This is a genomic window from Sphingomonas morindae, assembly GCF_023822065.1.
GTDB classification, from domain to species: Bacteria; Pseudomonadota; Alphaproteobacteria; order Sphingomonadales; family Sphingomonadaceae; genus Solisphingomonas; species Solisphingomonas morindae.
On the sequence record NZ_CP084930.1, the window covers coordinates 261,341 to 282,261 of the forward strand.

Sequence of the window (20,921 nt, forward strand, 5' to 3'; positions counted from 1 at the left end):
GGCAACGCATCCTGAGACTTGGGGAACGCCTGTCCGCCTCCTACCTTGCCGGCATGACCACCGCCACCCCGCTCGCCGCCACCCAGCTTTGCGATCGCGCCCTGATCCGCCTCTCGGGCGATGATGTGCGCGGCTTTCTCCAGGGGCTTGTCACCAACGATGTGCGCGCGCTGGAGGCCGGGCCGGTCGCGGCGGGGCTGCTCAGCGCGCAGGGCAAGGCGCTGTTCGATTTCCTGCTCTGGGCCGATGGCGCGGATGTGCTGATCGATTGCGAGGCGACGCAGGCCGAAGCGCTGACGCGGCGGCTGACGCTCTACCGGCTGCGCCGCGCGCTCACCATCGCGCCCGAGCCCGGGCTCGCGGTGCATTGGTCCGCCGCCCCCGATGGCCCGGGCCAGCCCGATCCGCGCCTCGCCGCGCTCGGCCGGCGCTGGCTCGCCGCCCCCGGCGGCGCGCCGGCGGATGCGGCGTGGCGCGCACACCGGCTCGGCCTCGGCGTCACCGAGGGCGTGGCCGAACTCGGCCAGGACAAGACCCTGTGGCTGGAAACCAATGCCGGCGCGCTGAACGGGGTGAGCTTCACCAAGGGCTGCTATGTCGGCCAGGAAAACACCGCCCGCATGAACTGGCGGCAGAAGGTGAACCGCCGGCTGGTGGTGGTGGCGTGCGGCGAGGATCCCGGCGAGGCGGCGCGCATCTGGTACCCCGCGCTCGGCCAGGCGGTGGCGCTGGTGCGGGTGGAACAGATCGCCACGGGGATCGGCTGGGGCCGCATCGTCATGCCCGATTGGCTCGCCGCCGCGCTGGCCGAACCGGCGGCCTGACTCGCGCGTTCAGCGGGCCGGAAGGAGGCCCGCCATGGCAGAAACGGCCGAGCATGACGATCCCGCGCTGTGGGCGCGCGTGAAGGAGGCGGTGACCAAAGGCGACAAGGGCGGCAAGCCCGGCCAATGGTCCGCGCGCAAGGCGCAGCTCGCCACCGTCGAATATAAGAAGCAGGGCGGCGGCTATGTCGGGCCGAAAACCGCCGACAATGCGCTCCAGCAATGGAGCGACGAGCAATGGGGCACCAAATCCGGCCGTAAAAGCGGCGAGACGCATGAGCGCTACCTGCCGCGCCGCGCGCGCGAGGCGTTGAGCGACGAAGCCTATCGCCGCACCAGCGCCAAGAAAAAGGCCGATGACGCCGCGGGCCGGCAATATTCCGCCCAGCCCGAGGATATCGCCAAGGCCACCGCGCCCTATCGCGATGGCACCAGCAAGGCCGATCTCTACGCCCGCGCCCGGCAGCGCGGGATCAAGGGACGCTCCAGGATGAGCAAGGCCGAACTCGCCCGCGCGCTCGCGGGCTGACGCTCCGCCCCGCCCCCGCGACGGGCGCGGGGCGCGGGGCGCCGCGCCGCCTCAGGCGGCGAGCTTCCGCAGAACATAGGGCAGAATGCCGCCGTTCAGGAAATAGTCCAGCTCGTTGACGGTATCGATCCGGCAGCGCGTCTGGAAGGTCTCGGTGCTGCCATCGGCGCGGGTCAGCTGCACCTCGACCATCTGGCGCGGGCGCAGCGCCGCGACGCCGGTGATGGTGAAGGTCTCGCTGCCGTCGAGGTTGAGCGTCTTGCGATCGACGCCGTCGACGAACTGGAGCGGCAGCACGCCCATGCCGACCAGGTTCGAGCGGTGGATGCGCTCGAAGCTCTCGGTGATGACCGCGCGCACGCCGAGCAGCGTGGTGCCCTTGGCCGCCCAGTCGCGCGAGGAGCCGGTGCCATATTCCTTGCCGGCGATCACCACCAGCGGCGTGCCCTCCGCCTTGTAGCGCATCGCGGCATCGTAGATGGCCTCGACCTCGCCGGTCGGCACATGCTTGGTCATGCCGCCTTCGATGCCGGGCACCATCTCGTTCTTGATGCGGATATTGGCGAAGGTGCCGCGCATCATCACCTCATGATTGCCGCGCCGCGAGCCGTAGGAGTTGAAATCCTTGCGGGCGACCTGATGCTCGGTGAGGTAGCGGCCGGCCGGGCTGTCGGCCTTGATCGAGCCGGCCGGCGAGATGTGATCGGTGGTGATCGAGTCCGCGAAAATGGCGAGCGGCCGCGCGTCAACAATGTCCGTCACCGGCGTCGGCGCCATGTCCATGCCCTCGAAATAGGGCGGGTTGGCGACATAGGTGGAGGTCGGGCTCCAGCTATAGGTGTCCGAACCGGTCACCTCGATCGCCTGCCAGCGCGCGTCGCCCGCGAACACGGAGGCGTAGCGCGTGGCGAACATGGCGCGATCGATATTGGCGTCGATGAGCGCGCGCACTTCCTCGTTGCTCGGCCAGATGTCCTTGAGGAACACGTCGCTGCCGTCGCGCGCCTGGCCGATCGGGGTGGTGAGGAAATCCTCCGTCACCGTGCCCTTCAGCGCATAGGCGACGACCAGCGGCGGCGAGGCGAGGAAATTGGCGCGCACGTCCGGCGACACGCGGCCCTCGAAATTGCGGTTGCCCGAGAGCACCGAGGCGGCGACGATGTCGTTGCCGTTGATCGCCTTGGAGATCGGCTCGGCGAGCGGACCGCTATTGCCGATGCAGGTGGTGCAGCCATAGCCCACCAGGTTGAAGCCGATCGCATCCAGATCTTTCTGGAGGCCCGATTTTTCCAGATAGTCCGTGACCACCTGGCTGCCCGGCGCGAGGCTGGTCTTGACCCAGGGCTTGGGCTTCAGGCCCTTTTCGTGCGCCTTGCGGGCGACCAGTCCGGCGGCCACCAGCACCGAGGGGTTGGAGGTGTTGGTGCAGCTGGTGATGGCGGCGATCACCACATCGCCATCGCCGATATCATGGCCGCTGCCGTCCACGGGCACGCGCTTGGTGCCCTCATGCTTGTACACCTTGGCGAGATCGGCGTTGAACACATCGTCCACCGCGCTCAGCAGAACCTTGTCCTGCGGGCGCTTGGGGCCGGCCAGCGAGGGCTCCACCGAGGCGAGATCGAGTTCGAGCGTATCGGTGAACACGGGCTCGGGCGCGTTCGGATCGAGCCACAGGCCCTGCGCCTTGGCATAGGCCTCGACGAGCGCGATCTGCGCCTCGTCGCGCCCGGTCAGGCGCATATAATCGAGCGTCTTGTCGTCGATGCCGAAAAAGCCGCAGGTGGCGCCATATTCGGGCGCCATATTGGCCAGCGTGGCGCGATCGGCGAGCGAGAGGCCCGCCAGGCCCGGGCCGAAATATTCGACGAAGCGGCCCACCACGCCGCGCGCGCGCAGCATCTGGGTGCAGGTCAGCACCAGATCGGTGGCGGTGATGCCCTCGCGCAGCGCCCCGGTGAACTTGAAGCCCACCACCTCGGGGATGAGCATCGAAACGGGCTGGCCCAGCATCGCCGCCTCGGCCTCGATGCCGCCCACGCCCCAGCCCAGCACGCCCAGGCCGTTGACCATGGTGGTGTGGCTGTCGGTGCCGACACAGGTATCCGGATAGGCGATGGTGACGCCCTGGTCATCCTCGCTGGTCCACACCGCCTGGGCGATATGCTCCAGATTCACCTGGTGGCAGATGCCGGTGCCGGGCGGCACGACCTTGAACTTGTCGAGCGCCTTGGACCCCCATTTCAGGAACTCGTAGCGCTCGGCGTTGCGCTCATATTCGAGCGCGACATTGTCCTCGAAGGCCTGCGGCGTGCCGAACTCGTCCACCATCACCGAATGGTCGATCACCAGATGCACCGGCACCAGCGGGTTGATCTTGGCGGCGTCGGCGCCGAGCGCGTTCATCGCGTCGCGCATCGCGGCGAGATCCACCACGCAGGGCACGCCGGTGAAATCCTGCATCAGCACGCGCGCCGGGCGATACTGGATCTCGCGCTCCGAGGTGCGATCGGTCTGCCAGTCGACGATCGCCTGCACATCCTCGGCGGTCACGGTCTTGCCGTCCTCGAAGCGCAGCAGATTCTCGAGCAGCACCTTCATCGAGAAGGGCAGACGCGACACGTCGCCGAGCTTGGCGGCCGCCTTGGCGATCGAATAATAGGCGTAGCTCTTGCCACCCACATCAAGCGTGTCCCGGGTGGCTAGGCTGTCCTGTCCGATCGCGGTCATGGCTGGTTCCTTCGCTGTATGCGGGATGGGGGAGTCGGCGGCCGTGTAGCAACTGGGGGGGCAGGCGAAAAGGCTGTGCGACAGGATTTGGCGGCGCGCGTCCGAGCGGCTATGGCGCGCCGGCCAAACCTCCTGTCCAGCCATCGGAAGAGATCATGACCGACACGCCCCCCGATCGCCTCTCCGTCAATCCGCGCAGCCCCTATCATGATGCCGAGGCGCTCGCGCGGGGCGTCGGCATCCGCCTCAACGGCGTCGAGAAGACGACGGTCGAGGAATATTGCGTCAGCGAAGGCTGGGTACGCGTCGCCGCCGGCCGCTCGCTCGATCGCAAGGGCAATCCGATGACGCTCAAGCTGCAGGGCAAGGTCGAGCCCTATTTCGAGCGGCCCGCCGCCGGCGCCGAGGCGGCGCCCGAGGCCCCCGCGTCCGCCGCCGCCCCCGCCGCCCCCGCCGCCGACGAATAGGGTCACGCCATCCCCAACGTCGCGCCGCTGCGCGACTCGGGCGGCCATGCTATGCTTCCACCCGACGCCCCCGGCCATTTGGACCGGGGGCGCGGAGAGGAGGCCGTCATGGACAGGCTGCGCCCCGAAATCGCCCGATCGGACGCCGGGCTGCTGGCGCTGATCAGCGCCGGATCGATGCTGATCTGCGCGGGTACGATCGCGCTGCTTGTGGGCTTCTGACGCCGGGCGCGGGACGCGGACGGCCGTACAGGCCGCCGCGCCCCGCCGCGGATCAGAACTTCACGTCGATGCGGCCATAATAATAGCCGCCATTGATGCCATAGGGCCCGTGCGTGTAGGGCGCGCCGCCCACCAGCGTGTCGCCCGAGAGCACGCCGTCCTGATCGAAGCGCACCTTTTCGGGCTGTTTGTCGAAGAGGTTGTTCGCGCCGACCGCGAGCGTGATCCGCTCCGTCAGGTGATAGTCCAGCTCGAGATCGGTGAGCGCCGCCGGCTTGACGCGGCTATAGGCATAGCTGGTCGCCGCCAGCGGATCATTGTCGTTGTAGAGCAAAGCCACCGACTGGCTGTAATAGGTTTCCCGCGCGACCAGGTTGAAGGCGCCGAGCGACCAATTGACGCCGCCGATCACCTTCCAGCGCGGCAAGGTGGTGGTGAGGAAGCTGTAGGTCTGCGGGTTGAACAATTCATCGGCGGGCACGATCGCGGTCCCGGCACCGGCGCGGGTGATGCGGGTCTTGTTGTAGGCGCCCGACAGAGTGAAGACGGCCTTGCCGAAGCGATCGAAATCGGCGTTGTAGCTCGCCACCAGATCGATGCCGCGCGTCCGCGTGGTCGGACCGTTGACGAAGGCGGAGACGAAGCTCGGCAGCCCCGGCTCCAGCACCACGCCCGCCGCCGCGATCGCGCGGGTGACGGGATCATTGGCGTTGCTGGTGTCCGCCGCGAGCGATCCGCTGCCGACGATGCGGTTGCGGATGCGGATCTGATAGGCGTCGATCGTCACCGTCAGCCGCGAGGTCGGCCGCAGCACCAGGCCGGCGCTGTAGTTGCGCGAGGTTTCCGGCTTGAGATTTTGGATCCCCAGCACCTTGGCGGCGGCGGAATTGGCCGCGAGCTGGGCGGTGGCCGATGTCGGCGAGACGTTGACGGCGGTGTACCATTCCTCCGCCAGCGTCGGCGCGCGAAAGCCGGTGGAGGCGGTGCCGCGCACCGCGATCGCCGGGGTGAAGTCATAGCGGCCGGTCGCCTTCCAGGTCGTCTTGTGGCCGAAATCGCTATAATCCTCGTAGCGCACCGCGCCGTCCAGCTTGAGGCCCTCGACCGGCGTCAGCGCGACATCGCCATAGATGGCGTAATTGTGCCGGGCATGGCGGCCGGCGGCGAGCGGGTTGAAGCCGGGAAAGGATTGCGCCCCGGTGCCGTAATAGGAATTGGGTTCGCCGCCGCCGATGGTGTAGCTGTTGTTGCGATATTCGCCGCCCGCCGCGAGCGTGGCGATGCTGCCGATCTCGCGGCTGACATCGAGATTGAACACCGTCTCGGCTGCGCGATAGAAGCCGTCGTAGAAATCCGACTGATCATTATGGGTATCGACGTACAGCGATTTGTTGATCGAGTTGAGCGTCTTGATCTTGGCGCGATCGGCGCCGTAGCTGCCGCTCAGATCCCAGTGGAAGCCGGCGAGATCGCCCTTCAACCCGCCGGTGAACTGATAATCAAGCTCGCGCACGGCTTCCTGCGGCTCGAAGCCTTGCGGGCGCGGCACCAGCGCGTCGGGTGCGCCATAGGTGCCCGCGACGAACAGGCCGGTCGCCGGATCGATCGTCGACGAACCGACCACGCGGTCGGGGAGGCGGACATTCTCGTAGGATTCGGCCTTGCGGAAGCCGATCGTGCCGAAGGTGTAGAATTGCACGCTGTCGGCGAGGTCATAGCCGGCATTGTAGGATCCCACGCCGAATTTGGAGCGCGCGTCGCCGACGATATAGTTGATGTTGGGCCAGCCCGGCATCGCGCGATAGGCCGCCGCGAGCGTGGGGTTGACGGTGGCGGGCACGTCGCCCGTGGCCGGATCATAGACGCGGGTGTCGTATTGTCCGCGGTTCGAGAAATTGTGATAGCGGTAGAAGCCGGTGAAGTTCACGAAGCCCCGGTCGTTGGACCAGCCATAGTTCAGGCTGGTGGAATAGGTCTCGCCGTCGCCCTTGTAATATTGGCCGCCGGTGGCGGTGAAGGTGCCGCCATCCTTGTGCTTGAGCAGGATGTTGATGACGCCGGCGATCGCGTCGGAACCATATTGGGCGGCGGCGCCGTCTTCCAGCACCTCGATATGATCGATCGCATTGGGCGTGATATAGTCCAGATCGGGCGCCGCGCCGCCCTGGAACGCGCTCGCCAGCACCTGCAGATTGGAGGTGCCGTGCCGCCGCTTGCCGTTCACCAGCACCAGCGTCTCGTTGGGGTTGAGCCCGCGCAGCGATGCCGACAGCGTGAGATTGGCGGTATCGCCGCCAAAGCCCTGCGCCGTGAAGGACGGCACCAGCTGCGTCAGCACCTGGTTGAGATTGGGCTGGCCGACATGGCTGATCGCATCGGCCCCGACCAGCTTGATCGGCGCGGCGCTCTCGGCGACGGTGATGCCGCTGGCGCGCGTGCCCGTCACGATGATGTCGGATTGCTCGTCCACGCCGCCCGGCGCCTCGGGCGCCGCGCCGGGCGGGGACTGGCCAAAGGCCGCCGTGCTGCTGGCCAGCGCGACCACGAGCGCAATTCGTACAAGAGATGGAACGTTCGTCATGGAGCCTCCCCCCTGTTGAGGCCTCCAGCATCTTCCCTGTTCGCGAGTCTAGCGCTCGCCATTCCCCTGTGATGACGACACCAAGCCAGTATTCATCGCTTGCGGAAGTGCCCATGGCACCCGCCTCTACTATCCCGGTACGGGCCTTCACCTGGTTGTTACACTTTGATGCTAGGAAGATGACGCATTGAATCACAAGATTCTTTTACGGCCTCTACATCACTTCTTTCGTACTGTGTCGCCTGCGCAACAGAAAGGGCGTGAATGCGCACCCGCGCCGCGCACAGCGGCCGCACGCCACCGGCCGCGCGACGCACAAGCCGCGCGGGAAGAGAACAAGGACAAGGGAAAGCGAGACGCGATCGGGCGCGCGCGGCTCACCGCCGCGTGGCCAGGGCAGGATCGGAGCCGTACCGATCGTGCAAGACGGGTGCCTCCTCGAGCGCCGGCCCCCATGACCGGCGGCCCTTTCGGCGCCCTCCCCCCGTCTTGACTCGCGAGCCTTATGACTCCGGTGAGTCCATTATGACGGTTTTGTGAGCGACTCGCGTAATCTTCTGCAAGTGCGAAAGCTGCATCTGCGAAGAATCGGTTGCGGCCCCGATCCGTAGCGGCGCGAGGGGGGATGATGCGACGCCCCGGACCGAGGTTGGATCGCGTCCTGACAGCCGCTTCCCAGCCGGTCCAGTATGGATTCCGGCGATATCGATAGCTATACCCTATCGATCATGGAGCTTCGCCACCTGCGCTACTTCGTCTGCGTCGCCGAGCAGCTGCATTTCGGCCGCGCGGCGGGGCAGCTCGGCATTTCGCAGCCGCCGCTCAGCCAGCAGATCCGCCTGCTGGAACAGGAGCTGGGCGTCGCCCTGTTCGAGCGCTCCAGCCGCCGCGTGCGGCTTACCGAGGCGGGCACGCTGTTTCTGGACGAGGCGCGCGCCACGCTCGCCCAGGCCGATCGCGCGATCGGCGCGGCGCGGCGGGCGCAGCAGGGCGAGCTTGGCCGCGTGGCGATCGGCCTTTTGCCCTCGGCCTTGTTCGCCGCGCCCGTATCCGCCGCGCTGGCGCGCTTCCGGCGCGACCATCCCGATGTGCATCTCGATGTCGGCGAGGTGAGCCTCGCCGCGCAACGCGCCGGGCTGAGCGCGGGCACGCTCGATATCGGTCTCGCCCACAGCCACCGCGCGCCGCGCCTCGGCGACGCCTTCACCGCGACCCGCCTCGCCGAATCGGCGATGATCGTCGCGCTGCCCGAGGATCACGCGCTCGCCGGCGAGACGGGTCCGCTTGCGCTGGCCGCGCTGCGCGATCTGCCCATGGTCCATTATCCCTATGACGGCGAAGGCTTTCTGGCCGATCTGCGGGCGCTGTTCGAACGCGCCGGGGTGGAGCCGCGCATGGGGCAGGAAGCGCGCGAGCTGTCCACCCTGCTCGGGCTGGTGGCGGCGGGGCTCGGCTTCTCGATCCTGCCCGCGCCCTTGCGCCGGCTCGCGCTCGATACGGTCTGCTATCGGCCGCTCGCCGATGCCGGCGCCTCGACCAGCCTCTGGCTGCTCCATCCCTTCCGCCCGCGTCCCGCCGCCGCGCGACTGCTGGCGCTGCTCCAGGCCGGCTGATGCGGCGGCCCGCCTCGATCGCGATCGCGCTGCACGATCTGCCGCTGGGCGGCACCGAGCGGATCGCGCTGCGGCTGGCGCGCGGCTGGCGCGATCAGGGCGTCGCGGTGACGCTGCTGTGCGGCGATCCGCGCGGGCCGATGCGCGCGCTGCTGCCCGAGGGCGTGCGGCTGCTGCCGCTGGATCCGCCGATCCCGCGCGGCTGGGGCGCGCGCCGCCGCCTCGCCACGGCCATGGCGCGCGCGCTCGCGGCGGCGCCGGTGGACGCCTGCTTTATCCCGGGCAATTATCACTGGCCACTGGTGCCCGCGCTGGCCGGCCTGCCCGCCGCCATCCGGCCGGCGCTGCTCGTCCAGATCAGCTCGCCGCTGGTGCTGCCGCAGCGGCGCGGCCTTCGCCAGGCCTGGTTCGAGCAGCGGATGCGCCGCCGGCTGGCCGGCGCCACCCGCTGCATCGCGATGGACGCGGACGGTCGCCGCGAGGCGGACCGTATTCTCGGCCGCGCCATCACCCGCGTCGTGCCGCTGCCCGCGCTCGATCCCGATGCGCCACCACCCCGCCCCGCCCCGGCCGCGCCGCACCTGCTCGCCGCTGGGCGCTTCATCCGGCAAAAGGGGTTCGACGTGCTGATCGAGGCGCTCGCCCGGCTGCGCCGCCCCGAAATCCGCCTCACCCTGGCGGGCGGGGGCCCCGAGGACGCGGCGCTGCGCGCGCTCGCGGCGGCGCGCGGCGTCGCCGGGCAGATCCGCTTCGCCGGCATCGTGCCCGATATCCGGCCGCTGCTGGATGCCGCGCGCCTGTTCGTCATGCCCTCGCGCTTCGAGGGCTATGGCGCCGTCATCCCCGAGGCGCTCGGCGCCGGGCGCGCGGTCGTCGCCACCCGGATTACGCCGGCGGCGCGCGATCTGCTGGGCGATCCGGCAACGGGGCTGATGGTGCCGCCCGGCGATCCGGCCGCGCTCGCCATCGCCATCGCCGAAGCGCTGGCGATGCCGCCGCCCGATCCTGCGCGGCTCGCGGCGGGGGTGGCGGCCTATCGGCTCGATCGCGGCGCGCCCGCCTATCTCGCTGCGCTGGCGGAGGCGATGGCGTGATGCGGCTCGCTTATGTCATCAACTCGGTGGAGGGCGGCGGCGCGGCCCTGCCCGTGCCGGCCTTGTCCGAGGTGCTGCGCGCCGCCGGCGTGGAGATGACGGTGCTCGCCCTCACCCGGCGCGACGGCCGCGCGCTGCCGGCGATGGCGGCGGCGGGGCTGGCGGTGCGCGTACGGTCCGGCGGGCTGACCGATCATGGCGCCGCGCTGCGCTGGCTCGATCGCGAGATCGCCGCGCTCGGCGCCACCCATATCTGGACGTCGCTCAGCCGCGCCACCCTGCTCGGCCAGCTGGTGGGGCTGAGGCGGCGCCTGCCGGTGGCGAGCTGGCAGCACGCCGCCTGGCTCCGCCCCGCCAATCTTCGCCTGCTCCGCGCCACGCGGCGGCTCTCCGCCATCTGGGTGGCCGATTCCGATGCGGTCGCGCGCTTCGCCACCGAGCGCATGGGCGTGCCGGCGGACCGGCTGATGCGGTGGCCGATCTTCCGCGCCGATGCCGAGGCGCCCCGCGCGCGGCCGTGGCGGCCGGGCGAGCCGGTGCGGATCGGCAGCCTCGGCCGGCTCCACCCGGTCAAGGGCTATGATGTGCTGGCCGAGGCGCTGCGCCGGCTCCCGCCGGGCCTTCCCCCGATCATCACGACGATCGCCGGCGAAGGCGCGGCGCGGCCGGCGCTGGAGGCGGCGGGCGGTCTGGCGCTGCCGGGCTATGCCGAGCGGCCGGGCGAGTGGCTGGCGGCGCTGCACCTCTATGTGCAGCCGTCACGCTCGGAGGGCTTCTGCGTCGCCGCGCACGAGGCGATGCAGGCCGGCCTGCCGGTGCTGGGCAGCGAAGTCGGCGAGATGGCGTTCAGCATCGTCGACGGCGCCACCGGCCGGCTGGTGCCGCCGGGCGATCCCGCCGCCCTGGCGGCGGCGCTCGCCGATCTGCTCGCTGAGCCCGAACGGCTGGCCGCGCTCGGCACGGCGGCGCGGGCGCGCGTGCTGGAGCGCTACGCGCCCGCGCGGTTCGAGGCCGCCGGCCGCGCTATCGTCGCGCGCCTCGCGGCGCTCTGAGGCTGCGCAGCGCCAGCACCCCCACCGAATAGGGGGTGAGCGTGATGCGCTTGGCGTCGAACAGCGTCTGGTCGCCCATCGCCGCCAGCGTGTGGAAGCCGCGGCGATACGGCGCCAGCGCCGGCGGCACCGCCAGCGGCGCGCCCAGATCTGTCTCGATCCGGTCCGTATCGAGACGGGTCAGGCGCAGCGGCCGGATCGCCGCGCCATAGGTGCGCACGCAATCCTGCACCGGCAGCACCCATTGCCCGTCGAGCCGCAGCGGCGTGCCCCCCGGCCGCGCGCCTTCCGCGCCGCTGCGGATCGGATTGCCGGGATGCGGCCGCCACGGCCCGGTCAGCGCTTCGGCGAAGGCGCAGTGCAGCCGGTCGGTCAGCGCGGGCGTGTAGAAGAGCCACCACAGCCCGTTCTCGAAGAACAGCGTGGGATCGACCGCCACGGCATCGAGCGCGATCTCCGCCGCCGCCTCCCAGCGCCGGGGAAACTCCACCGCGCGATAGAGCGTCAGCCGGCCCGAGCGATAGGCCTCGGGCAGCATCCAGATCGCGCCCTCCGCCTCGAACACGAAGGGATAGGAAAGATGCCAGGGCGTGCGCAGCACCGTGGCGCGCTCGGCCACGTGACCGCCCTCCAGCCGCAGCCAGTCGATCACGCCATGGCGATCCCGATAGTCATAGCGTTCGGCAAAGACATGGCGCACCCCGTCGCGCACCAACGCGAAGGGATCGGCGAGAAAGCACATGCCGGGCTCGGGCGGCAGCAGCCGCCACGCGAAATCCGCCAGCCCGCCGGCGCGCACCACCGCATCGATCGGCGCGTCGATGACGCCGACGCGCCAGATGTCCCGCGCCAGCCCCAAGGATCAGGCGGCCACGCGGCTCGGACGAAGCGGCCGCGCCGAAGCCGGGCGCAGCGGCGCCACCGACGCCGCCGGGCGGCCCAGCGCCCCCAGCACCGCGCGCGCCGCGCGCTCGGCCGAGGGCTCGTCGGTCAGATCGAAGCTGCGCGCCACCAGCTCTTCCTGCACCGCGCGATAACGGTCATGCTCGGCGAAGGCGCGGTCCAGCGCCGTGCCGAGTTCGGCCGCATCGCGGATCACCGGGCCGGCCTGCCAGTGCGTGTAGCTGGCATTGCCCTGCCAGTCGGTGTCGTGCGCGTCGAGGAACAGACAGGGGCGCGGCTGGATGAGGAATTCATAGACCTGGCTCGACACGTCACCGAGATAGAGATCGGCCGCGCGGGTATAGCTCATGTCGGTGCTCGCGGTGCTGCCGAGATCGACATGGATGTTGGGCGCGCGCAGCACCGCCGGATCGATCACGCCCGGCCGGTCGATCCGCAGCCGGTCGATCGTCAGCACCGCGCGGCGGTGGAACAGCATCACGTGCGGCGCGAAGATGAGATTGTAGCGATCGTCGCGCAGGAAATGCGCCAGCACCGCCCGGCCCTGCTTGAACCAGGAGGAAAGATGCGGCGAAAGATGCGGATTGTAGAGCACGGTCGGCTTGCCGTTGCCCGCGAAGCGCAGCGCCGGCCGGCCCGGCGGCAGATCGAATTTGGGATAGCCGACCACCGTCATCCGCTCCTCGGGCACGCCCGCCTCCGCCGCCAGCCGGGCGCGGATCTTCTCGCCCGAGACGAGCACATGATCGAACGCCGCGCTCGCCTTGTCGAACCCGATCGCGCGATCGCCCGCGCCGTGGCGGGTGTGAATCAGGCGCAGATCGTGCAATCCGTAGCGGCTTTTAAGCAAAAGCGACGTCTTTTCGGCCACGATCAGCGCGTCCAGCGACCGAAACAGGTCCAGATTGTCGCGCAGCACGCCGATCTTGCGCACCGGCACCACCGCTTCCAGGCAGCGCGCCGCGAAGCGCGTGAAGGGCCGCCGCACGTCCAGCTCGCACAGCGGCAGCGTGACGCCCGCCACCGCCATCAGCCGCTCCACCTCGGCGGTGAGGCGCGGATGGCCGGTGAGGATCACCAGCTCGAGCGCCGGCGCCATCCGTCGCAGCGCAAAGGCGATCGGCAGCGCGTGCGCCACCTGATGCACCTGATCATGGTTGAACAGAAAGCCAATCTTCATAAACCCCCCCGGGCTCACCGGATGCGCATATCCTAGTCGCGGCCGGGCCACCAGTGGGTGGGCTCCGGCTTAAATCCGCTTAACCTCCGGATATGTCGGTTCGTGGATGCATTGCCGGCGGCGACGCGATAGGGCGCGCGGCGCGATGACCGAACCCGTTCCGCCCGCCCCCGCCCCGGCGCCCGCTCTCTCGGGCACGGCACCGCCGCCGCAGGGTCTGCGGCGCGTGCTGGCCAATCTCGCCCATCTGCTCGGCGGCAAGGCGGCGGCGGGGCTGATGAGCCTGGTGTATCTCGTGCTGGTGGCGCGCACGCTGGGTGTCCGCGATTACGGCATTCTGGTGCTGATCAACGGCTATGTCGTGTTCATCGGATCGGTGCTCGCCTTTTCGGGCTTTCACGGCGTTGTCCGCTACGGCAGCCTCGCTCTGGCGCGGGGCGACGCACCCGCGCTCGCCCGGCTGGTGCGGCTGATGACGGTGATCGAGCTCGGCTGCGGCCTGTTCGCCATCCTCGTGGCGGCGCTGCTGGTGCCGATCGTCGGGCCGCGCTTCGGCTGGCCGCCCGAGGCGCTGCGGCTGGCGCTGCCCTATAGCCTGGCGGTGATCGCCACGGTCCGCGCCACGCCGCAGGGCCTGCTCCAGATCGCCGGCCGCTTCGATCTGATCGGCCTGCACCAGGCGGTGTCGCCCGTGGTGCGGCTGATCGGCGCGCTGCTCGCCTGGGCGCTGGGCGCGGGCCTGCCCGGCTTCCTGCTCGTCTGGTTCGTCTCGGCGCTGGCCGAAGGCGTGGCGATGTGGCTGCTGGGGCTGATCGCGTGGCGGCGGCTGACCGCGCGCGCCCCGCTCGCCGGGCCCTGGCGGGGCGGCGGCGAGCCGGGCTTCGGCCGCTTCATCCTGGTCACCAATTTCGACATCACGCTGCGCGAACTCGCGCCCAATCTCGCGCCGCTGACGGTGGGCTGGCTGCTCGGCCCCGCCGCCGCCGGCCTCTTCACCCTCGCCCAACGCGCCACCACCGCGCTCCAGCAGCCGGCGGTGCTGCTCGCCCAGGCGAGCTATTCGGTGCTGGCCGATCTCGTCGCGCAGCGGCGGCTGGCGCTGCTGCGGACGACCGTGTGGCGATCGGCGGGGCTCGCGCTGGCGGTGGCGGTGCCCTTCGTCGCGGCGCTGGCGCTGGCCGCGGGCGGGCTGCTGCCGCTGATCGGCGGCCGCAGCTTTCATGGCGGGGTGGCGCTTGTCACCCTGCTCGCCTTTGCGCGCGGGCTCGGGCTGGTCGCCGCGCCGATCGGCGCCGGGCTCACCGCGCTGGGCCTGCCGCAACGCTCGGCGGCGGCCACATTGGTCGCCAATCTCGCGCTCTATCCGTTGCTGCCGCTGCTGATCCTGATCGACGGGATCAACGGCGCCGGCTGGCACGCGCTCGGCCAGAATCTGGTCGCGGCGCTGCTGCTCGCCTTCTTCTTCCGGCGCGACAGCCACGCCGCTTAGACTGAGCCGCCGATTGACCCCATCGGCGGCCCAAGCGATAGCCTTGCGCAACAAAAGGACTCAGGAGAGGCGTATGCGGTGCAATCGGATCTTGTGCGGGCTGTTGGCGGCGAGCGCGCTCGGCGGCGCCCCGGCGCTGGCGGCCGGCAATCCGGGCTTCACCGGAGTCACCGCCTTTGGCGACAGCCTGAGCGACAGCGGCAATGTCGCCCGGCTCTCGGGATCGCCGGTGCCGCTGCGCTTCACCACCAATCCCGGCCTCACCACGGTGGAGGCGGTCGCCGCCGCCTATGGCCTGCCGCTCAGCGCGTCGCTGACGGGCGGCACCAACTTCGCCTATGGCGGCGCAGGCGTGGTGACCAACAGCCCCGGCACCCCCGCGATCGTCCCCACCGTCTCGCAGCAGGTGAGCGCCTATCTCGCCGCCAATGCGCGCGTGGATGGCGGGCGGCTCTATAGCCTGTGGGGCGGCGCCAACGATATCTTCTACCACGCCACCGCCGTCGCCGCCGCCCAGACGGCGACGCGGCTGATCGCCGCCGCGACGGCCGGTCAGAGCGCCGCCCAGGCGGCCGCGACCGGCGCCGCCATCCAGGCGCAGGTGGCGCGCGCGGCGGGCGTGACGGCGCTGGAGGATCCGATCGCGGCGGGCCTGGCGATCAACGCCGCCGCGAGCCAGGAAGTGACGCTGCTCGGCCAGCTTCAGGCGGCGGGCGCGCGGACGATCCTGGTGTTCAACCTGCCGGATCTCGGCCTTACCCCACAGGCCCGGGCGCAGGACGCGGCGAGCCCCGGCACCGCCGCCGTGCTCACCAACTATGCCAAGGGCTACAACACCGTGCTGAGCGACGGCCTGTCCGGCCTCGGGCGCGGGATCGTGCCGGTCAACACCTTCGCGCTGATTTCGGAGGCGGTGGCCAATCCCGCGGCGTTCGGCCTCACCAATGTGACGGTGCCGGCCTGCACCACGGCTAGCTCGATCAGCTGCACCCCGGCGACGCTGCGCGCCGCCGATGCCGCCACCACCTATCTCTTCGCCGATGGCGTGCATCCCACCGCGCAGGGCCATGCGCTGATCGCGCAGCTGGTGGAAAGCGAATTCACCGCCGCGCAGGAAGCCTCGCTGCTCGCCGAGCAGCCGCTGGGCCTGCTTGACGAGCAGCGCAGCGCGCTGCGTCGCCAGATGCTGGTGCGGCAGCAGGCGCCGGCGGCGGGCACGCATCTGTTCGTGACGGGCACGCTGCTCCGCCCGCACTACGATGCGCAGGCCGTCCGCCCGGCCGCGCATGACGAAGGCAGCGCGACGATCGGCGTGGATCATGCGCTGAGCCCGGATCTCACCATCGGCGCCGCCTTCACGCTGGGCCTCGCCCGCCAGACCCGCGACGAAGGCCAGTTCCACCGGCTGCGCAACGACACCTATCTCGGCGCGCTGTTCGGCCAATATCAGCGCGGCAACGCCTATGTGATCGCCAGCATCGGCTATGGCGGCATCACCTACACGGATATCGAGCGCCGCTTCCAGCTCGGGCCGACGCTGCGCACCGAGCAGGGCGAGACCTGGGGCCGCACCGTCTCCGCCAATGCGACGGCGGGCTATTGGTTCGGCGGCGAGGGGCTGCGCGCCGGGCCCTTTGTCGGCATCGCCTATGATCGGGTCCATATCCACGGCTATGGCGAGCAGAGCGGCGACAGCAGCGCGATGCGCTTCGGCAGCCAGACCCGCGAGCAGCTGCTTGGCGAGGCCGGGCTGCGGCTGCAGGGGACGATCCAGGGTGGCGTGCCGCTCCATCCCTATGCCGAGATCGGCTATGCCTATGACGGCCGGGCGGACCGTCGCGCGGTGGAGACGGGGCTCACCACCATGGGCGGCAGCTTCAGCCTGCCCGGCTATCGCCCGGATCGGCAATGGGCGACCGCCGAGGCCGGGCTTTCCGCGCAGCTCGCCAGCCGCCTGACCGCCTATGCCGGCTATCAGGGCCGGTTCGCGGGCCGCGCCAGCAGCGCTCATGGCGGCACGGTGGGGCTCAGCTTCGGGCTGTGACCGGCGCCGCGCCGCCGGCGACGGGCTGGCGGCTGCGGTGCACGACCATGCGATCGTGCAGCCGGGCGATGGCGCGGCTGGCGGTCCGCTCGCACAGCGCCGGCACCAGCGCATGGACGCCGCAGGCGAGGCCCGCGCCCAGCAAGGTGCCGGCAAAGCCCAGGGCGGTGCCCATGTGCGCGAAATAGCCTTCCCCCACGGCGCGCGGGTGCTCGAGAAACAGTCGGCGGATCATCGGCCTTTCTCCTCCAAGCGGAGATTACCCCGATCCGGGTGGGAAAATCGTTCTTTCTGGGGATGGATTCGGCTTAATTGGAGAAGACGCTGCCCGCCGGAGCCCCGAATGGAGAATGTCGTTCTAGATGCCACCGATCGTCGGCTGATGGCGCTGCTCCAGGAGGATGCCGATATGCCGATCGCCGCTCTGGCCGAGCGCATCGGCCTTTCGCCCACGCCGTGCTGGAAGCGGATCAAGCGGCTGGAGCGCGCCGGCGTGATCGAGCGCCGCGTCGCGCTGCTCAATCGCGAGCGGCTGGGCCTGGGCGTGACGGTGTTCGTGGCGGTGCGCACCGCGCATCACAATGAGGAATGGCTGACGCGCTTCGCCGAGGGCGTGGCGGCCATCCCCGAGGTGGTGGAATTCTACCGGATGAGCGGCGAGGTCGACTATCTGCTCAAGGTCGTCGCCCGCGACATTCCGGATTATGACCGCATCTACCGCAAGCTCACCAAGGTGGCCGAGCTGCACGATGTCAGCTCGTCCTTCGCGATGCAGGAGATCAAGTCCACCACCGCCCTGCCGCTCGACTGAGCGGCGGGCGGCGGTGGCGCGCGGCTTACTTGCCGCGCAGCGTGTTGAGCAGCGCGACGCCGAGCACGCCGGCGAGCGTGGCGACGGCATAGGGGCGCTGCTTGGCGAAGCTCTTCACCTGATCCACGATCTGCGGCTTGGCGGCGGTGGTGCTGGCACCCGCGGTGGCGCCGGTGGCGGTGTCGGTAACCATGTCACGCTTCTCCTTGCTCTGGGGTCGGGCGGCTGAACGCAGAGCAAGGCCGGTGGTTCAGCGCCGCGCCGCGCCCTGGCGGAAACTGCGTATTTCTGCGGACGTAGATTACCGGAAGGGCCCGCGCGGCACGGACTTGTACAATATAGGGTGCGTTCATCTTCGCCACCCACCGCGTCCCAGCAAGAGAGCCGCATGCGCACGCCCCGCTCCAGCCCGCTCACCACCGCCGAGAAGAAGCTGCGCGAGCAGGCGATGGAAGAGGCGGCGACGCTGTTCGCCAGCCAGGGCAGCCGCGCGATCGACATCCTGTCCGATCGCCTCCTCGCGCCCGGCCGCACCGCCGACGAACGCCGCGCCGATCGGCTGGCGCTGCGCCAGGTGGAGCATCTCGATCGCGAGCGGCGCAAGGCCAGCGACCCCGCCGTGCGGCCCGAATGGCGGATGCCGCTGCTGCGCCGCGCCGGGCTGCGCCTGTTCGGGCCTTCGGGCGAGCGTTAGGCCCCGCCCCCGCGCCGCGCCGCGCCGCCCGGGCGCGGGCCGAGCAGCGCCGGCTCGAAGATCAGCGCGCAGATCAGCGTCCAGACCAGCGAGAGCATCAGGATCTTGCCCATGCTCGCGGTGCCGGGATGGCGCGAGAGCCACAGGCTGCCAAAGGCGCTGCCCGTCGCCAGCGCCGAGAAGAAGACGGCACGCGCCAGCGGCGATTGGAGCAGATCGCCCTGCCCCGCCCGCCACGCCATGACGAAATAGATGTGGAAGGCGGTGCCCACGCCGAACAGCAGCGGGAAGGCGATGATGTTGGCGAAGTTGATCGGCTGGCCGATCAGCACGCAGGTGCCGAGCGTGAGGAAGCCGGACAGCACCACCGGCGCCAAAGTGAAGGCCACCTCGCGCACGCTGCGCAGCACCAGCAGCAGCAACAGGCTCACCGCCAGCAGCGCGAGCAGCCCGGCCTCGACAAAGGCGCGCGCCACGGTGTGCGCGGCCGCCTGGGTGGAGACGGCGGGCCCCGTGGCATCGGGCGCGACCGCGCGCACCGCCGCCACGAAGCGGGCGAGCGCGGCATCGCTGCGATCGCGGCCGGCGGCGACGAGCTGGACCCGCGCCTGGCCATCGGCGGCGATCCACTCGCCGCGCACCTCGGGCGGCAGGCTGGCGACGGTGACCGGGCCGGCGGCAAGCGCGGCGCGCAGCTGATCCAGCAGCGTATCGAGCGGCGGCACCAGCAGCGCCGTCGCCGCCGCGCGCGCCGAGGCGGGGCCCGTCGCCAGCGCAGCGAAGCGGCGCGCGAGCCGGTCCCCCGCGCTGCCGGGCCGCGCCGCCGCGCCGAGCGCGCGCGCCGCCTTGGCCAGCGCGGCCTGGGTCTCGGCGTCGCTGGGCGGCGGCAGCGCCATCAGCGGATCGAGGCTGAAGCCGAGCAGCGTGGCGGCATTGCCGATCTCGGCGAGCTTGGCGGCTTGGTCGTCGGGCACGAAGCTCGACGCCGTCACTGCCCGGCCGACCTCGGGCAGCGCCGCCAGTCGCCGCGCCAGCGCATCGGCGGCCGGCAGCGACGGCGCCAGAATGTCGATGACGTTGGGATCGCGGAGCGGATCGCGCTGGAGATCGGCGAGCGTCGCCATCGCCTCGCCGCGGGGATTGCGCAGATGGAGCGGGTTGAAGTCGAACCGTACCAGCCACAGGCTGGCGATGCTCGCCACCATCGCCAGCGCGAACAGGCCGAGCACCAGGCGGCGGCGGCGGATCAGGAAATGGTCCGCCGGGGCCAGCGCCGGGTTGCCCAGCTCGGCGCGCGGCGCGGACGGCGGCATCAGCATCAGCAGCGCCGGCAGCAGCGTCGCCGCGCCGAGCAGCGCCACGATCATCCCCAGCCCGGCGATCACGCCCAATTCGGCGATGCCGATATAGTCGGTGGGCAGGAAGGCGAGGAAGCCGAGACAGACGGCGCCCGCCGCGAGCAGCAGCGAGCCGCTGAGCGCGCGCGCCGCCGCCGCCATCGCGTCGCGCGGCAGCGGGTGGATCAGCCGCTCGGCCTGGAAGCGGACGCCGAGCTGGATGCCGAAATCCACGCCCAGACCCACGAACAGCGGGATGAAGGCCACCGAAATGAGGTTGAACCGGCCGACCGCGAGCAGGCCGATCGCGGCGGTGACGATCAGCCCGGCGATGGTGGTGAGCAGGATCGCCGCGACCACCCGCCAGGAGCGCGTCGCCAGCCGCAAGGTCAGCAGCATCGCCAGCAGCATCGCCGCGCCCACCAGCCAGGCATGATCCGCCAGCGAGGCGAACTCCTCGTCCGACAGCGGCACCGATCCGGTCAGCCGCACCGTCACGCCGCGCGCCGGGGTGAGGCCGAGCGCGCGGGCCGAGGCGCGCACCGCATCGGCGGCGGGGGCGCCCGGCATCAGCTCGTCATAGGCGAGGCGCGGGATCGCCAGCACCAGGCGCCGGCGCGGCGCGGCGAGACCGCCGCTTCCGCCGCCGCCGAGCAGCGCCTGCCACGAGAAAAAGGCCGGCCGGCCGGCCGCCTGCGCGTCCAGCGCCGCCGCCATGGCGGCCAGCGGCGGATCGGTGCGCGCGGGCGGCGCGGCGCCGCGCGCCATGCCTTCGGCCAGTGTCGAGACCATATTGGCGATGCCGCGCAGCGACGGATCGGCCGCGAGCGGGCCGAGAAAGGGCTGGGCGGCGATCATCGCGCGGCTCGCCGCCGCGACATCCGCCCGGCTGCCGAACAAAAGCCCCTCGCGCGCGAAGAAAGGGCCGCCATCCGGCCGGGCGACGCGGCGGAAATGCGCCGGATCCGCCGCCATCCGCGCCGCCAGCGCGGCCGCGCCGCGTTCGGCGAGTTCCGGCGTGGCGCCATCCACCACCACCAGCAGCGTATCGCCATTTTGCGGAAAGGCCGCATCCATGCGCTGCTCGGCCACGCGCCACGCCACCTTGGGCGAGATCAGCGCGGTCGCATCGGTCGTCATCGCGAAGCGGCCGCCGGCGACCAGCAGCGCCGCGATCGTGACGAGCAGCGAGACGAGCAGGACGAGGCGGGGGCGGCGGCAGGCGAAGCCGACCAGACGCGCGAGCAAGGGAGCCATGGCCGCGCTCATGGCCCAGCGCGCCGATCGAGACAAGCAGCGCGGCGCCCGGCACCCGGCGGCGCGTCCGCTCGTTGGATCGGCATCAGGCCAG

General features: G+C 70.7%; 17 protein-coding genes. 10 read left to right on the forward strand and 7 right to left on the reverse strand.

Annotated features, from left to right (window positions below):
* The first annotated feature begins 53 nt into the window (after positions 1–53).
* Positions 54–824, forward strand: coding sequence for a CAF17-like 4Fe-4S cluster assembly/insertion protein YgfZ (ygfZ, locus tag LHA26_RS01255; RefSeq protein WP_252166951.1), 771 nt, complete (start codon positions 54–56; stop codon positions 822–824).
* 34 nt (positions 825–858) lie between these two features.
* Positions 859–1,353 carry a hypothetical protein gene (locus LHA26_RS01260; RefSeq protein ID WP_252166952.1) on the forward strand — a complete coding sequence of 165 codons (495 nt, stop codon included), beginning with the start codon at positions 859–861 and terminating at the stop codon, positions 1,351–1,353.
* A gap of 51 nt (positions 1,354–1,404) precedes the next feature.
* Here the strand turns inward: LHA26_RS01260 and acnA are convergent, their stop codons facing one another.
* The gene (gene acnA / locus LHA26_RS01265) at positions 1,405–4,083 is read right to left on the reverse strand and encodes an aconitate hydratase AcnA (RefSeq protein WP_252166953.1); all 2,679 of its coding nucleotides are present in this window, start codon (positions 4,081–4,083) and stop codon (positions 1,405–1,407) included.
* Positions 4,084–4,238: 155 nt separating this feature from the next.
* On the opposite strand from acnA, the gene LHA26_RS01270 reads away from it, so the two are divergent.
* Positions 4,239–4,550: a DUF3297 family protein gene (locus tag LHA26_RS01270; protein WP_252166954.1), complete on the forward strand. Its 312-nt coding sequence runs from the start codon at positions 4,239–4,241 to the stop codon at positions 4,548–4,550.
* 274 nt (positions 4,551–4,824) lie between these two features.
* Here LHA26_RS01270 and LHA26_RS01275 read toward each other — a convergent pair whose 3' ends face one another.
* Positions 4,825–7,353, reverse strand: coding sequence for a TonB-dependent receptor plug domain-containing protein (locus tag LHA26_RS01275; RefSeq protein WP_252166955.1), 2,529 nt, complete (start codon positions 7,351–7,353; stop codon positions 4,825–4,827).
* Positions 7,354–8,042: 689 nt separating this feature from the next.
* On the opposite strand from LHA26_RS01275, the gene LHA26_RS01280 reads away from it, so the two are divergent.
* Genes LHA26_RS01280 through LHA26_RS01290 form a run of 3 tightly spaced genes read left to right on the forward strand, consistent with a single transcriptional unit; the run spans position 8,043 to position 11,112 of the window.
* Positions 8,043–8,966, forward strand: a complete 924-nt coding sequence (locus tag LHA26_RS01280; protein WP_252166956.1) for a LysR substrate-binding domain-containing protein — start codon at positions 8,043–8,045, stop codon at positions 8,964–8,966.
* A complete protein-coding gene (locus LHA26_RS01285; RefSeq protein ID WP_252166957.1) occupies positions 8,966–10,060 on the forward strand; it encodes a glycosyltransferase in 1,095 nt (364 codons plus the stop codon). The genes LHA26_RS01280 and LHA26_RS01285 overlap by 1 nt, the downstream gene beginning before the upstream one ends.
* Positions 10,060–11,112 (forward strand): glycosyltransferase family 4 protein, encoded by a 1,053-nt coding sequence (locus LHA26_RS01290; protein ID WP_252168262.1) that lies wholly within the window; start codon positions 10,060–10,062, stop codon positions 11,110–11,112. Before LHA26_RS01285 ends, LHA26_RS01290 begins: the two co-directional genes overlap by 1 nt.
* Here the strand turns inward: LHA26_RS01290 and LHA26_RS01295 are convergent.
* Together LHA26_RS01295 and LHA26_RS01300 are read right to left on the reverse strand one after the other, a co-directional pair.
* On the reverse strand, positions 11,084–11,971 hold the full coding sequence (locus LHA26_RS01295) for a glucosamine inositolphosphorylceramide transferase family protein (RefSeq protein WP_252166958.1): 888 nt from the start codon (positions 11,969–11,971) through the stop codon (positions 11,084–11,086). The two genes, LHA26_RS01290 and LHA26_RS01295, sit on opposite strands and share 29 nt — an antisense overlap.
* A gap of 3 nt (positions 11,972–11,974) precedes the next feature.
* On the reverse strand, positions 11,975–13,195 hold the full coding sequence (locus LHA26_RS01300) for a CDP-glycerol glycerophosphotransferase family protein (protein WP_252166959.1): 1,221 nt from the start codon (positions 13,193–13,195) through the stop codon (positions 11,975–11,977).
* A gap of 145 nt (positions 13,196–13,340) precedes the next feature.
* Here LHA26_RS01300 and LHA26_RS01305 point away from each other — a divergent pair, with 145 nt between their 5' ends.
* Positions 13,341–14,684, forward strand: coding sequence for a lipopolysaccharide biosynthesis protein (locus LHA26_RS01305; RefSeq protein WP_252166960.1), 1,344 nt, complete (start codon positions 13,341–13,343; stop codon positions 14,682–14,684).
* Positions 14,685–14,757: 73 nt separating this feature from the next.
* Positions 14,758–16,728, forward strand: coding sequence for an autotransporter domain-containing protein (locus LHA26_RS01310; RefSeq protein ID WP_252166961.1), 1,971 nt, complete (start codon positions 14,758–14,760; stop codon positions 16,726–16,728).
* Here the strand turns inward: LHA26_RS01310 and LHA26_RS01315 are convergent.
* Complete coding sequence (locus LHA26_RS01315) at positions 16,712–16,963, reverse strand: DUF6356 family protein (RefSeq protein ID WP_252166962.1); 252 nt, start codon at positions 16,961–16,963, stop codon at positions 16,712–16,714. The genes LHA26_RS01310 and LHA26_RS01315 overlap by 17 nt on opposite strands.
* Before the next feature lie 108 nt (positions 16,964–17,071).
* Between LHA26_RS01315 and LHA26_RS01320 the strand changes: the two genes are divergently transcribed.
* Positions 17,072–17,539, forward strand: coding sequence for an Lrp/AsnC family transcriptional regulator (locus LHA26_RS01320; protein WP_252166963.1), 468 nt, complete (start codon positions 17,072–17,074; stop codon positions 17,537–17,539).
* Positions 17,540–17,564: 25 nt separating this feature from the next.
* On the opposite strand, the gene LHA26_RS01325 is transcribed toward LHA26_RS01320, so the two are convergent.
* Positions 17,565–17,732, reverse strand: coding sequence for a hypothetical protein (locus tag LHA26_RS01325; RefSeq protein ID WP_252166964.1), 168 nt, complete (start codon positions 17,730–17,732; stop codon positions 17,565–17,567).
* A gap of 195 nt (positions 17,733–17,927) precedes the next feature.
* On the opposite strand from LHA26_RS01325, the gene LHA26_RS01330 reads away from it, so the two are divergent.
* Positions 17,928–18,233 (forward strand): hypothetical protein, encoded by a 306-nt coding sequence (locus tag LHA26_RS01330; RefSeq protein WP_252166965.1) that lies wholly within the window; start codon positions 17,928–17,930, stop codon positions 18,231–18,233.
* Here LHA26_RS01330 and LHA26_RS01335 read toward each other — a convergent pair.
* On the reverse strand, positions 18,230–20,827 hold the full coding sequence (locus tag LHA26_RS01335) for an MMPL family transporter (RefSeq protein WP_252166966.1): 2,598 nt from the start codon (positions 20,825–20,827) through the stop codon (positions 18,230–18,232). The two genes, LHA26_RS01330 and LHA26_RS01335, sit on opposite strands and share 4 nt — an antisense overlap.
* Positions 20,828–20,921: the final 94 nt, after the last annotated feature.